This window comes from Chenggangzhangella methanolivorans, assembly GCF_019797865.1.
Classification (GTDB): Bacteria; Pseudomonadota; Alphaproteobacteria; order Rhizobiales; family Methylopilaceae; genus Methylopila; species Methylopila methanolivorans.
The window spans coordinates 867455-880642 of sequence record NZ_CP081869.1; the positions used below are offsets into that span (position 1 = coordinate 867455).

Below are 13188 nucleotides of genomic sequence, written 5' to 3' on the forward strand. Positions count from 1 at the left end.
CCGATGGAAAGACCCGATGCCCAAACGCACCGACATCGCGACGATCCTCATCATCGGCGCGGGACCGATCGTCATCGGGCAGGCCTGCGAATTCGACTATTCCGGCACGCAAGCGGTGAAGGCCCTGAAGGAAGAGGGCTACCGGATCGTGCTGGTGAACTCGAACCCCGCCACCATCATGACCGACCCGGACATGGCGGACGCAACCTACGTCGAGCCGATCACGCCCGAGATCGTCGAGAAGATCATCGCCAAGGAGCGCAACGTCGTTCCGGGCGGCTTCGCGCTCCTGCCGACGATGGGCGGCCAGACCGCGCTCAACTGCGCGCTGTCGCTGAAGAAGATGGGCGCGCTCGAGCGCCACGACGTCGAGATGATCGGCGCGACCGCCGAAGCCATCGACATGGCCGAGGACCGCGAGCTCTTTCGCGAGGCCATGACCAGGATCGGCCTCGAGACCCCGCGCTCGATGCTGGCCCATAACCTCTCCGAGGCGCTCGTCGCCTTCGAGGAGATCGGCCTTCCCGCGATCATCCGCCCGAGCTTCACCATGGGCGGCACCGGCGGCGGCATCGCGTACAATCGCGAGGAGTTCCTCGAGATCGTCGAGCGCGGCGTCGACGCCTCGCCGACCGACGAGGTTCTGATCGAGGAAAGCGTGCTCGGCTGGAAGGAGTACGAGATGGAGGTCGTCCGCGACAAGGCGGACAACTGCATCATCGTCTGCTCGATCGAGAACGTCGACCCGATGGGCATCCACACCGGCGACTCGATCACCATCGCGCCGGCGCTCACGCTGACCGACAAGGAATATCAGCGCATGCGCGACGCCTCGCTCGCGACGCTGCGCGAGATCGGCGTCGAGACCGGCGGCTCCAACGTCCAGTTCGCGATCGACCCGAAGACGGGCCGCATGATCGTGATCGAGATGAACCCGCGCGTGTCGCGCTCCTCCGCGCTCGCCTCCAAGGCCACCGGCTTCCCGATCGCCAAGGTCGCGGCCAAGCTCGCCGTCGGCTACACGCTCGACGAAATCGAGAACGACATCACGGGCGGCGCGACGCCTGCCTCGTTCGAGCCGACGATCGACTACGTCGTCACGAAGATCCCGCGCTTCGCCTTCGAAAAGTTCCCGGGCGCCGAGCCCACGCTCACCACCTCGATGAAGTCGGTCGGCGAGGCGATGGCGATCGGCCGCTCCTTCGCCGAGAGCCTCCAGAAGGCGCTGCGCTCGCTCGAGACGGCCTCACAGGCCTCGACGAGATCGAGATCGACGGCATCGGCCAGGGCGACGACAAGAACGCCATCCGCGCCGCGCTCGGCAAGCCGACGCCGGACCGGCTGCTGAAGGTCGCGCAGGCGCTGCGCCACGGCTTCACCATCGAGGAGATCCACGAGGCCTGCGCTTTCGACCCGTGGTTCATCTCGCAGATCAAGACGCTGGTGGAGACCGAGGAGAAGGTTCGCCGCCACGGCCTGCCGACGACCGAGAAGTCGTTCCGGCGCCTGAAGGCGCAAGGGTTCTCGGACGCCCGCCTCGGCACGCTCTCCAAGCTCTCGGCCGAGCAGGTCCAGGCGCGCCGCCGCTCGCTCGGCGTGCGGCCGGTCTACAAGCGCATCGACACCTGCGCGGCCGAGTTCGCCTCGCCGACCGCCTACATGTACTCGACCTACGCGCCGCCCTTCGCCGGCGGCGAGCCCCAGGACGAGGCGCAGCCCTCCGACCGCAAGAAGGTCGTGATCCTGGGCGGCGGACCGAACCGGATCGGCCAGGGCATCGAGTTCGACTACTGCTGCTGCCACGCCTGCTTCGCGCTGACCGAGGCCGGCTACGAGACCATCATGGTCAACTGCAATCCCGAGACGGTCTCGACCGACTACGACACCTCCGACCGACTCTATTTCGAGCCGCTGACCGCCGAGGACGTGCTCGAGATCCTCGAGACCGAGCGCCAGAACGGCACGCTCCACGGCGTCATCGTGCAGTTCGGCGGCCAGACTCCGCTGAAACTCGCCACCGCGCTCGAAAAGGCCGGGATCCCGATCCTCGGCACCACGCCCGACGCGATCGACCTCGCCGAAGACCGCGACCGCTTCAAGCGCCTGCTCGACAAGCTCGGCCTCGTGCAGCCGATGAATGGGATCGCCTATTCGGTCGAACAGTCGCGGATCGTGGCCTCCGACCTCGGCTTCCCGCTGGTCGTGCGCCCGTCCTACGTGCTCGGCGGCCGGGCGATCGATCCTGCACGACGAGAAGATGCTGTCGGACTACCTGCTCGGCACCCTGCCGGACCTCGTGCCGGAAGACGTCAAGCAGCGCTATCCGAACGACAAGACCGGCCAGATCAACACGGTGCTGTCGCGTAACCCGCTGCTGTTCGACCGCTATCTGTCCGACGCCATCGAGGTCGACGTCGACGCGCTCTGCGACCGCAAGGACGTGTTCGTCTGCGGCATCATGGAGCATATCGAGGAAGCCGGCGTGCATTCGGGCGACAGCGCCTGCTCGCTGCCGCCGCATTCGCTCTCCGAAGAGCTGATCGAGACGCTGAAGAGCCAGACCCGCGCGCTCGCGCTCGCGCTCGAGGTCGGCGGCCTCATGAACGTGCAGTACGCCATCAAGGACGGCGTCATCTACGTTCTGGAAGTGAATCCCCGCGCCTCGCGCACGGTGCCCTTCGTCGCGAAGGTGGTCGGAAAGCCCTTCGCCAAGATCGCCTCGCGCGTGATGGCGGGCGAAAGCCTCGCGTCCTTCGGCCTGAAGGAAGAGCCGCTCGGCCATATCGGCGTGAAGGAGGCGGTGTTCCCCTTCGCCCGCTTCCCCGGCGTCGACACTGTGCTCGGGCCCGAGATGCGCTCGACCGGCGAGGTCATGGGCCTCGACCGCGACTACGGCGTCGCCTTCGCCAAGAGCCAGCTCGGCGGCGGCACGCGGGTCCCGCGCGAGGGCGTGCTGTTCGTCTCCGTGAAGGAGGCCGACAAGGACCGGATCCTCGCGCCGGTGAAGATGCTGGCCGAGCTCGGCTTCAAGGTGATCGCGACGTCGGGCACCCAGAAGCACCTCGTCGCCAACGGCGTTAAGGCGCATAAGATCAACAAGGTGCTGGAGGGCCGTCCGCACGTCGTGGACGCCATCAAGAACGGCGGGGTGCAGCTCGTCTTCAACACGACCGACGGCGCTCAGGCGCTCGCCGACAGCCGGTCTCTCCGCCGCGCGGCCCTCTTGCACAAAGTGCCGTACTATACGACGCTGTCCGGCGCGGTGGCGGCGGCGCAAGGGATCAAGGCCTATCTGGGCGACGATCTGGAAGTGCGGTCGCTGCAGTCCTATTTCGGCTGAGCGGCCCGGCTCGCCGAACCGACCGGAACGTCGAACGGGCTTCCGACGTTTCTGATCTTATGCGCGCTCGCTGTCGGCACACGGCGGGCGCGACGTTTTTGTGTCGAGAGAGAAGTGAAATGGACAAGATCCCGATGACCGCCGCAGGCCATACGGCGCTGGAGGCGGAGCTGAAACACCGCGCTTCCACCGAACGGCCGCGCATCATCGCCGCGATCTCCGAAGCGCGTTCGCATGGCGACCTGTCCGAGAACGCCGAGTATCACGCGGCCAAGGAGCAGCAGAGCCTGAACGAGGGACGCATCGCCGAGCTCGAGAGCATGATCGCGCGCGCCGAGATCATCGACGTCTCCAAGCTCACCGGCGACACCATCACGTTCGGGGCGACCGTCACCCTCGTCGACGAAGACACCGACGAGGAGAAGGCCTACCAGATCGTCGGCGAGGCCGAGTCCGACGTGAAGGCCGGCCGCGTCTCGATCGGCTCGCCGATCGCGCGCGCGCTCGTCGGCAAAAAGGTCGGCGACACCGTCGAGGTCGCGACGCCCGGCGGCGGCAAGAGCTACGAGATCCTGAACATCCGCTTCGCGTAAACCGCAAGCGTTCAGCCAAAGCAAAGCGCCCGAAGCCATGGCTCCGGGCGCTTTTTGTTTTCCGCGTCGTCTCATCCGTCATCCCGGGCCTGGCCCGAATGGCGGATGCGGATTAAGCGCGTCTTTCGCTCAGCCCGCCGCGAAGAACACCGACCAGATCACCCACAGCGCCACCGCCGCGCCGACGGTGCTGACGAGCAGCACCACGGGCATTCCGCGCGGCTTGTCGGTGCCTGCTTGGCTTGAACCTCGTGCTTGGCGGTCGTGGTCTCGCCGGCCGGCGGCCGGCGGCTCGGGGCTTCGCTCTGATGGATGGTGTGGGCGTCGCTCATGGGAAACCTCCCTGCTTTCGCCGGGCGTCGTCGCCCGGACGTCTCAAGGGGGTAACGATCTAAGGCGCGAACCGATCCCTCACGCCTGCGCGTGCGCCGGAAACGTTCAGTGCGAATGCCCGTGCCCGTGGGCGCCGTGCGCATGCGCGTCCGGCGCGTGGGCCTCGTGCGCATGGGCCTCGCCGCTCCCCTGCCCTGTCCGCTTCGCCTCGGCGACCTCGGCGAAGGACTGCCGCAGGATCTGGACCGAGGAAGTCAGGAACAGGCCGGCCATCAGCGCCGCGACGATGAGGTCCGGCCAGGCGGTGCCGCTCGCGAACACGCCGGCGGCCGCGAACATCACCGCGACGTTGCCGATCGCGTCGTTGCGCGAGCAGAGCCACACCGAGCGCACATTGGCGTCGCCGTCCTTGTAGCGGACGAGGATAAGGACGCTCGCGAGATTGGCGGCGAGCGCCAGCAGGCCGACCACTCCCATCACCTCGGCGGTGGGAACGCCCAGCACCAGCGTGTTGTAGGCCGTCATGCCGAGCACCCAGACGGCCATCGCGGCGAGGCTGAGCCCCTTCAGGAGCGCGGCCCTGGCGCGGGTCGCAAGCGAGGCGCCGATGACCGCGAGGCTGATGCCGTAGGTCGTGGCGTCGGCCGCGAAATCGAGCGCGTCGGCCTTGAGCGCCTGCGAGCCCGACAGCGCGCCCGCCGCCATCTCGACGACGAACATGGCGCCGTTGATCGCGATCACGGCCCAGAGGCGACGCTTGTAGTCCGCCGACAGCCCGTCGAACTTGGCGTTATGTCCGCAGCAACCAGCGCTCATGGCGTCTCTCCTTGCAACGGACAAGCAATACCCCAATCGTCCGATGTTACACTAGAACCATGATTTTTCAGATGTTATAAAATTACTTTTGAGCGCCGCCCGCGCAGCTGTTCCGATCGCTGAGAACGCTAAAAAGCCGACGAACCATGACATGGCATGACGACGAGCTGAGAAACGAACTGCGTGATCGCCTCGCCCGCGGCGCCGTGTCGATCGGCCCGGACGGCGAGGTCTTCAAGATGTTGGCCCGGCTTTACCCGCTCGCCGACAGCCGGATCGACTGGCGAAAGCTGGAGCTGCGCGTGCAGGGCGGGAGCGGCGACGAGCCGGACTGGACCAGCCGGTTCGTGTCGTTCTTCCGGGAACAGCGCGACGTTCACGGCCTTTCGGGACGCGTGATCTACGCTGGCGACGGCGTCACCACGCTCGCCGTTCAGGCCGACATGGACGACATGATCGAGATCATGCCGATCGTCCTGAGCTCCCGCAGCACCATTATTTCGTCAGCGAGCGCTACCGCTGGTGCTTTTGCATGAGCTTCGAGAATGCGATCGACTTCGGTCTGCCGGCGGCAGTCGGTTTTTCGTCGTGATCCCGGTCACGTGACGCGTCCGGCCGCGCCTCTCAGTACGACCACTTCTGCGCCTTCTCGAGCAGGAAGTCGCGGAACACGTTCACGCGCGCGACGTTCTTGAGCTCCTCGGGATAGACGAAATAGGCCTCGAGCGCCGGCATCTCCATCGAGGTGAAGATGCGCGTGAGGTTCGAGGTCTCGTCGAGGAGATAATCTGGCAGGACCGCGAGGCCGACGCCGCGCTCGCACGCCTGCTTGATGGCCGCGACCGAATTGATCGTGAGGCTGGCGAGCCGCGGGTTCTTGGGCGCGCGGTTCGCGGTCTTCAGCCAGTTGATCGACTGCAGGAAGAACGGGATGGGCCCGCCGAACTCGATGATGCGGTGCTGGTCGAGCTCGTCGAGACCGCCTGGCTGGCCGTGGGAGTTCAGATATTCGGGCGAGGCGTAGGCGTGATAGTGCACCGTGAACAGCCGGCGCTGGATCAGGTCCGGCTGGGTGGGCGCGCGCAGGCGAATGGCGACGTCGGCCTCGCGCATGCCGAGGTCGAGCTCGTCGTCGGTGAGGATGAGCTGCACCTGGATGTCCGGGTAGCGCTCCATGACTGGCCGAGACGCGGCGCGAGCCAGGCGCCGCCGAAGCCGACCGTCGTGGTGAGCTTCAGGACCCCGTGCGGCCGCTCGCGGCTGTCGGTGAGGATCGAGCGCGCCTGCTCGAGCTTGGAGAACACGTCCTGCGTGGTGCGGAACAGCAGCTCGCCCTGCTCGGTCAGCATCAGCCCGCGGGCGTGGCGATGGAACAGCGGCGCCTTGAGGTCGTGCTCGAGCGCCGAGACTTGACGGCTCACCGCGGATTGGCTGAGCGCAAGCGTCTCGCCCGCCTTGGTGAAGCTGCCGGCGTCGGCCGCCGCGTGGAAGATCCTCAGCTTGTCCCAGTCCATTCCTGTCCCCGCAAGGGCTCGCACATGTCCCTCAAGCGGAGGGCGTTTACGCCATTCTAGGATCTCGGTCCTTTCAGGCCCCTTTCGCGAGGCTGAAAAAACCGTGACCCGATTGGAAAACCCGCGCCGTCACGCGGCGGTGCGGGCGGCCTCCTCGGCTGCGAGGAAGCGTTTCGGCGTCGAGCGCCGCATGCAGCCCATGCCCGCCGCCGTGACGGCCTGGCGGTAATGCTCGTCGGCGACGTCGCCTGCGGCGAACCGCCCGGCACGTTGGTGAGCGAGGTTCCCGGCGTCACCTTGAGATAGCCCGAGGGCTTCATGTCGAGCTGGCCGCGGAACAGCTCTGTCGCCGGCTGGTGCCCGATCGCGACGAACACGCCGTCGGCGGACCTCACCGTCGGCTGGCCGGTACGCGCGTCGACGAGCTTCACGCCGGTGACCTTCGGCGGCATGCCGGCGTTGCCGAGGATCTCGCTTACGGTCGCGTTCCACACCACCTCGATCTTCGGATTGGCGAAGACGCGGTCCTGAAGGATGCGTTCGCCGCGGAAGCTCTCGCGCGATGCACGAGCGTCACCTTCGAGGCGAAGTTCGTCAGGAACAGCGCCTCCTCGAGCGCGGTGTTGCCGCCGCCCACGACCACGACCTCCTTGCCGCGGAAGAAGAAGCCGTCGCAGGTCGCGCAGGCCGACACGCCGTAGCCCTTGAAGGGTCTCCTCGCTGTCCAGCCCGAGCCATCTGGCTTGGGCCCCGGTCGACACCACCACGGCGTCCGCGGTGATGCGGCCCGAACTCTCGGTCTCGATCACGAAGGGGCGGCGCGAGAAGTCGACCTTGGCGACGTGGTCCTGCAGCGTGCGGGTTCCCATGCGCTCGGCCTGGGTCTGCATCTGCTCCATGAGCCACGGCCCCTGGATCGGCTCGGCGAAGCCCGGATAGTTTCTCGACCTCGGTCGTGATGGTGAGCTGGCCTCCGGGCTGGAGGCCGGAGATCACGACCGGCTCCAGCATGGCGCGCGCGGCGTAGAGCGCGGCGGTCCAGCCGGCCGGGCCCGAACCGATGATGACGAGGCGGGCGTGGGTGATCTTTTCAGAGCTCATCGGGTCGTCGGTCCGTTCGTTTCACGCTTGAGCGGCGCCGCGCGCCGTTCGTTTCTTGGCCGCAGCGCCTCGCGCGTCGCGGCGAGCGCCGCCCCGCGCGGCCGATCTCGCTTGCGGCGTGGAGCGGCGCGTAGCCATAGGCCTCGAGCCGCCCCGCGAAGGGCCGCACGACGCCATGCGCCGCGAGCCTGTCGAGATGGGCGGCCGCGGCCCGTTTCAGTCCGGTCGGCCGGAAGGCGAAGACCGGCCGGCCGGTCGCCACCGCCTCGTCGACCGCGAGCGCGTCGTCGCCCGCGACGACGACGGCGTCGGCATGGGCGAGAAGCGCGACGCGGGGATCGGGACCGCGCGGTCCCACAGATAGGCGGCCGCCTCGCGCGCCGCCAGATCGAGCGCCGCCGGAGCCTCCCGCCGGGCCGCCGCGAGCACCGTCGCGCCGTCGGCCGCAAGCCGTGCGAGGCCGGCCGCGAGGCGCCGCGCGTCCCTCCTCCTGCCACGCGCGGCCCGACCGCCCGCCGAGCAGCACCGCGACGCGCGCGCGGGCGTCGGAGGGTCCCAGCGCGTCGCCCCCGCGCGCCGCGGCGAGGCGCACGGCGTCGATCCGGTGCGGGCCCGAAACCGTGCGCACCACGTTGAGGCCGCTCAGCCGCGATCCTTCGCCCACCGCGACGATGTCGGCCGCGCGCGCGCCGAGCGCGCTGTCTCCGAGGAAAACGGTGACCACGCGCGATCGCGACGCGCGCTTGACGGCTGCGAGATAGGGAGCGGCCCGCCGCCCGCTCGCGACCACGACGTCCGGCCAGCCGCGGCGCGGCGCGATCGGGCCGGCGGCGCGGTCGGCGCGTCACGCGGATCGATAGGACCGAAGGGGGCGAGCCAGCGCCAGGGCGCGCGCGGCGCGACATGGCGGCGCTCGACGCGGTCGGCGACGGCCTCCGCGACGCCGAGACAGCGCGTCTCGTCGTCGGCGTCCCCGTCCGTCAGGCCCATGCCCGAAGCATTCAGGCACAATCGGCCGCGCAGCCTCGCCATGCAAGCCAAGAAGACGGGCCATGCGCGCTACGCACAGCCTTCGCGGAGAGACGGCTCAGGCGGCGTCGCGCCCGCTCCAGCCGCGCCGCGCGGCCCCAAGGCTCTGCGCGAGGCGCTCGTCGAAATCGCCGGCCGCGCCCGCCGGCGCGACGCCGTGCTCGCCGAGCGCCAGCCGGATCTGCCAGCGATCGATGTCGCCGCGGTCGCGCATGGCGTTGGTCAACGCGTGAAGCGTATCGACCAGCGCGTCGAAATCGCAGTCGTTAAGAAACGTCGAAGCGCTCATTCCGCCCAAAGCCCCTCGAACCACTTGCTGATCTAGGGTCCTCCGCAGACAAGCGCATCGACAAGAGCGTAGTTGCACGTATCCGATAAAACTTTTCTGGAGCTGCGCGGCGTTCGCGCAACCAGAACTCTTCGCCGTCAAGAAAACTAGCGCAGAAGATGCGAAACCGCCCCCAGATCGGCGCAGTCTTCGCGGTTCGTGGCGGGCTGAGGTCAGCCGCGAGAGGCGTTGAGGGCCTGCAGGAGCTCGACGGTCGGATAGCCGTCGGCCGGCAGGCCGAGCTTCTCCTGCGCCTTGCGGGTCGCGCGGCGCGTGTCGCCGCCGAGCTTGCCGTCGACCTCGTCCTCCGGCAGCCAGCCGTCCGCGCACGTAATGGCGCTGGAGCTCCTTGAGCTCGTCGCTTCCGAGCGGACGAACCGGGGCGTTGCCTTCCGAGATCTGCGGCGCGCCGGCGATGCGGGTCGCGAGATAGGCCGCGGTCGTCGAATAGATGAAGGACTGGTTCCAGGTCTTGTAGACGTCGAAGTTCTGGTAGGCGAGGAACGCCGGCCCGTTCTTGCCCATCGGCAGCAGCAGCGCGGCGGGCGCGCCGTCGGGCGCGAGCGCGCCCGTTGCGCGGCTTCACGCCCCAGGCTTTCCCACTGCGAGACCGGGTGCTTGATGTCGATGTCGGCCTCCTTCCACGGCATGTCGGCGGGCGCGACCACCTCCTGCAGCCAGGGCTCGCCGCGCCGCCAGCCGAGGTCGGCGAGATACTTGCCCGCCGAGTTCAGCGCGTCGGGCAGGCTTTTCATGAGATCGACGCGGCCGTCGCCGTCGGCGTCGACGCCGGAGCGGACATAGTCGACCGGCATCATCTGGGTCTGGCCGAGTTCGCCGGCCCAGGCGCCGCGCATGTCGGCGGGCGCGAGGTCGCCGCGGTCGACGATCTTCATGACGGCGATGAGCTGAGGCCGGAAGAAGGCTGGCCGCCGGCAGTCATGGGCCAGCGTCGCCAGCGCGTTTGCGGGTGTCGAACTGCCGAGATTGCCGCCGAAATCGTCTCGAGGCCCCAGAACGCCGCGATCACCTCGGCCGGGACCCCATAGGTCTTCTCGACCTGATCGAAGATGTCGCGCTTGGCCTTCACCTGCTTGATGCGTTGGGCAGCCGCGGGGCGGCGGCCATGCGGCCGGCGAACTGCAGGAAGGTCTGCTGAACACCGACTGGCCGCGGTCGGCGGCCAGCACTTTCGGCTCGATCCGCACGCCTTCGAGCGCCTGCGCAATCGCCTGGTCCGAAACGCCTGCGGCGCGCGCCTCGCTCTTCACGCCCTCGAGCCAACCGTCGAAGTCCCCGCCGCAGGGCGCGGCCGTCACGTCGGCGGGCGGAGGGGCGGCCATGGCGGAGGCGGCCGGAAGCGCGAACACGAAAGCGAGCGCTGCGCGACGGACGAAAGGCGTCATCCAAGCATCCCGGACAGAAACGAATGCGGCGCCGCGACGGCGACCGCCGTTTCATTCGCGCGAGAATATCGGCGAAGACAAGGCGAAACGTCATTCTGGCGCGGATCGGCGTGAATTGAGGCGCTTCAGCGCCCCCGCTTCATCCGCTCGACCAGCCGCGCCACCGTCTTCTCCGCCCGTCGCAGGCCCGGCCGCCCGCGCGCGCCCTCATGCGCCTTCTTGAGCGCGCCGGACGCGAAGCCCTCGACCACCACCGCGTGGACATAGGACTTGCGAACCACCGCAGGCGTGTTGGCGAGCTTGTCGGAGATTGCGCGCATCACGGTCGCGAGCTGACGGCGCCGGCCGGTCTCGCTCGTCGCGGGGTCGAGCTCCACGAGCTCTTCGGCCGCGCTCGCGCTCGCGCCGAGCTGGCGAAGATCCTTGGCGGTCACCGGCAGGCCGGTGATCTCGCGGATATACGCGTTGACGTCCACCGAGGTGATGCGGCGCACCTTGCCGTCCGGATCCTTGTACTGGAACAGGCGGCGTCCCGGCAGCGAGCCGACGCGCCCCAGCGCCCGAGCGAGCCGCGGCGAACGCATCCGCAGGCGAACGTCCTTGCCGCCCTTGCCGCGAAAGGCGAGCTCGACGGCCTCGCCGCGCACCTTCACGTGGCGCTTGAGCAGCGTCGAGGCGCCGTGCGCCTTGTTGGTGCGGACGTAGGATTCGGAGCCGACGCGGATGTGGGTCTCGTCGATGAGCGCGACGGCGGCCGCAAGCGCCTTGGTCTTCGAAAGCTTCGGGCTCGCCATGTCGCGCTCGAGGGCGCGGCGGAGCTTCGGCAGCGCCTCGATCACCCGGTCGAGCCGCTCGACCTTGCGGGTCTCGCGCACCGCGTCCCAGTCGGGATGGTAGCGGTATTGCGTCCGCCCCGCCTCGTCCTTGCCGACGGCCTGCAGATGGAGCGCAGGATCGGCCGCGATCCGGACGTCCTCATAGGCGGGCGGGATCGCCAGCGACTTGATGCGGGCCACGACCTTGGCGTCGGAAATCCGCTTGCCGTTCCCGTCGATGTAGAAGAAGCCCTTGCCCGACCGGCGACGCGTGATGTCGAGGTCTTCGGCCGAGGCGATCTTCAGCCCGGCCTCGCGCGCGATTTCTTCGACCGAGGCCGCATCGTCGTCCGGCCCCGCCATCAATGCGTCCTCAGCGCGTGGATGATGTCGCCTTTGCTCGCGCGCGAAAGACCGGCGAGGCCGATCTCGCGGGCCTTGGCGTAGAGGTCGTCGCGCCGCCACTCTTCGTAGTCCGGCGATTTGCCGCCCTTGGTCGAGGGCGCGTTCTTGCCCTTGGTTCCGTACTTCGCCTGCGCGTTCGAGATGCGCGCGGCCTTTTCGGGGCTCGCGCCCTGTTCGCGCAGCGCCTCATAGACCTCCGGATTCTTGATCGACGGATTGTCTTTCGGAGATTTTTTGGACGCCTTCGTCGCCGCCATCTTTCGCCTCCCTCGCGAAGTCGACGAGACCTCAACTCGGGCGCGGGAGACTCCGTTCCCGCGCCTTTCGAACGACGCGCGCTAGATTGCGCGACGCCATCCCCTGACCGAGGACGCCGCCATCGCCCCCTCCCCCACGCTCGTCGAAGTCACCCGCGGGCTCGCGGTCGAAAGCCGGCACTGCGGCGCCGTCGCGGTCGTGGACGCCGACGGCGCGACCGTGCTGGCGCTCGGCGACGTCGAGCGGCCCGTGTTTGCGCGCTCGTCCGTCAAGGCGCTCCAGGCGCTGCCCCTCGTCGAGAGCGGGGCGGCGGACCGCTTCGGCTTCGCCGAGCCCGAGCTCGCGCTCGCCTGCGCCTCCCATGCCGGCGAGCCCGAGCATGTGGCGACCGCGGCCGGGGCGCTGGCGCGGCTCGGCCTCGACGACGCGGCGCTCGAATGCGGCGCTCACTGGCCATTGAGCGACACGGCGGCGCGGGCGCTCGCCGCGAGCGGCGTGGGGCCGAGCCCGCTGCACAACAACTGCTCGGGCAAGCATGCGGGCTTTCTGTGCCTCGCCTGCGCCATGGATGTCGCGCCTGCGGGCTATGTCGAGGCCGCCCATCCGGTCCAGCGCGAGGTGACGGCCGCGATCGAGGCGACGACCGGGGCGAGCCTCGCCAGCGCGCCGGTCGGCACGGACGGATGCGGCGTCCCGACCTACGCTATGCCGCTCGTCGCGATCGCCCGGGGCTTTGCGCGCTTCGGATCGGGCCAGGGGCTGACGCCGGCGCGCGCGGCCGCGGCGCGGCGGCTGATGGCGGCCGTGTGGTCGGCGCCCAACCAGGTCTCCGGGACCGGGCGCTTCGACACGCAGGCGATCCAGGCGCTCGGCGACGCGGTGTTCGTCAAGGTCGGGGCCGAGGGCGTCCATGCGGCGGCGCTTCCAGCGCTCGGGCTCGGGATCGCGATCAAGATCGACGACGGCGCGGCCCGCGCCTCGGAGACCGCGATGGCGGCGGTGCTCGCCCGATTGCTCGCGCCGACCGGCGACGCCGGCGACTGGCTCGCGGACCGAGTCCGGCGCCCGCTCCGCAACGTCGCGGGCAAGGAGGTCGGCGAGGTCCGCGCCGCGGACGCGCTGCTGCGATAGCGCCTCGCCGCGGGGCTACGAGCGGCGCGCCGTCTTCCGGGACCAGGCCGCAGCGCGAACGAAAACGGGGGCGCACAAGGCGCCCCCGTCTCATTGATCCCTGAGGATCAGCCGTTCCG

10 protein-coding genes and 4 pseudogenes are annotated in these 13188 nt (G+C 69.0%); 4 read left to right on the forward strand and 10 right to left on the reverse strand.

Annotated elements, in window-relative coordinates; genetic code table 11:
- Positions 1-16 precede the first annotated feature (16 nt).
- Together carB and greA are read left to right on the forward strand one after the other, a co-directional pair.
- Positions 17-3340 (forward strand): annotated as a pseudogene (gene carB / locus K6K41_RS04570) (carbamoyl-phosphate synthase large subunit).
- Between the two features lie 119 nt (positions 3341-3459).
- On the forward strand, positions 3460-3933 hold the full coding sequence (gene greA / locus K6K41_RS04575; protein WP_261404090.1) for a transcription elongation factor GreA: 474 nt from the start codon (positions 3460-3462) through the stop codon (positions 3931-3933).
- 158 nt (positions 3934-4091) lie between these two features.
- Here greA and K6K41_RS04580 read toward each other — a convergent pair whose 3' ends face one another.
- Together K6K41_RS04580 and K6K41_RS04585 are read right to left on the reverse strand one after the other, a co-directional pair.
- The gene (locus tag K6K41_RS04580) at positions 4092-4265 is read right to left on the reverse strand and encodes a hypothetical protein (protein ID WP_261404091.1); all 174 of its coding nucleotides are present in this window, start codon (positions 4263-4265) and stop codon (positions 4092-4094) included.
- 106 nt (positions 4266-4371) lie between these two features.
- Complete coding sequence (locus tag K6K41_RS04585; protein WP_261404092.1) at positions 4372-5082, reverse strand: cation efflux transmembrane domain-containing protein; 711 nt, start codon at positions 5080-5082, stop codon at positions 4372-4374.
- A 206-nt stretch (positions 5083-5288) separates the two neighbouring features.
- Between K6K41_RS04585 and K6K41_RS04590 the strand changes: the two genes are divergently transcribed.
- Positions 5289-5618, forward strand: coding sequence for a hypothetical protein (locus tag K6K41_RS04590; RefSeq protein ID WP_261404093.1), 330 nt, complete (start codon positions 5289-5291; stop codon positions 5616-5618).
- An 88-nt stretch (positions 5619-5706) separates the two neighbouring features.
- On the opposite strand, the pseudogene K6K41_RS04595 reads toward K6K41_RS04590, so the two are convergent.
- From K6K41_RS04595 to K6K41_RS04640, 8 genes and pseudogenes are all read right to left on the reverse strand, one after another.
- Positions 5707-6596 (reverse strand): annotated as a pseudogene (locus tag K6K41_RS04595) (LysR family transcriptional regulator).
- 129 nt (positions 6597-6725) lie between these two features.
- Positions 6726-7697, reverse strand: a pseudogene (trxB, locus tag K6K41_RS30180) (thioredoxin-disulfide reductase).
- Positions 7687-8487, reverse strand: coding sequence for a mitochondrial fission ELM1 family protein (locus tag K6K41_RS04615; RefSeq protein ID WP_261404094.1), 801 nt, complete (start codon positions 8485-8487; stop codon positions 7687-7689). Before K6K41_RS04615 ends, trxB begins: the two are co-directional and overlap by 11 nt.
- Before the next feature lie 297 nt (positions 8488-8784).
- Positions 8785-9015 (reverse strand): hypothetical protein, encoded by a 231-nt coding sequence (locus K6K41_RS04620; protein ID WP_261405906.1) that lies wholly within the window; start codon positions 9013-9015, stop codon positions 8785-8787.
- A 212-nt stretch (positions 9016-9227) separates the two neighbouring features.
- The gene (locus K6K41_RS04625) at positions 9228-9503 is read right to left on the reverse strand and encodes a peptidoglycan-binding domain-containing protein (RefSeq protein ID WP_261405643.1); all 276 of its coding nucleotides are present in this window, start codon (positions 9501-9503) and stop codon (positions 9228-9230) included.
- 174 nt (positions 9504-9677) lie between these two features.
- Positions 9678-10460 (reverse strand): annotated as a pseudogene (locus K6K41_RS30185) (lytic murein transglycosylase); the annotation flags it as partial.
- Positions 10461-10585: 125 nt separating this feature from the next.
- Entirely contained in the window at positions 10586-11638 is a 1053-nt protein-coding gene (locus tag K6K41_RS04635) for a DNA topoisomerase IB (RefSeq protein ID WP_261404095.1), read from the reverse strand.
- Positions 11638-11937 carry a DUF7218 family protein gene (locus K6K41_RS04640; RefSeq protein WP_261404096.1) on the reverse strand — a complete coding sequence of 100 codons (300 nt, stop codon included), beginning with the start codon at positions 11935-11937 and terminating at the stop codon, positions 11638-11640. Before K6K41_RS04640 ends, K6K41_RS04635 begins: the two co-directional genes overlap by 1 nt.
- A 121-nt stretch (positions 11938-12058) precedes the next feature.
- Between K6K41_RS04640 and K6K41_RS04645 the strand changes: the two genes are divergently transcribed.
- Complete coding sequence (locus K6K41_RS04645) at positions 12059-13069, forward strand: asparaginase (protein WP_378146888.1); 1011 nt, start codon at positions 12059-12061, stop codon at positions 13067-13069.
- Positions 13070-13188: the final 119 nt, after the last annotated feature.

Coding starts and splice junctions, on each gene's coding strand:
- greA (WP_261404090.1), top strand. CDS start 3,460: ATGGACAAGATCCCGATGACCGCCGCAGGCCATACGGCGCTGGAGGCG.
- K6K41_RS04580 (WP_261404091.1), bottom strand. CDS start 4,265: ATGAGCGACGCCCACACCATCCATCAGAGCGAAGCCCCGAGCCGCCGG.
- K6K41_RS04585 (WP_261404092.1), bottom strand. CDS start 5,082: ATGAGCGCTGGTTGCTGCGGACATAACGCCAAGTTCGACGGGCTGTCG.
- K6K41_RS04620 (WP_261405906.1), bottom strand. CDS start 9,015: ATGAGCGCTTCGACGTTTCTTAACGACTGCGATTTCGACGCGCTGGTC.
- K6K41_RS04635 (WP_261404095.1), bottom strand. CDS start 11,638: ATGGCGGGGCCGGACGACGATGCGGCCTCGGTCGAAGAAATCGCGCGC.
- K6K41_RS04640 (WP_261404096.1), bottom strand. CDS start 11,937: ATGGCGGCGACGAAGGCGTCCAAAAAATCTCCGAAAGACAATCCGTCG.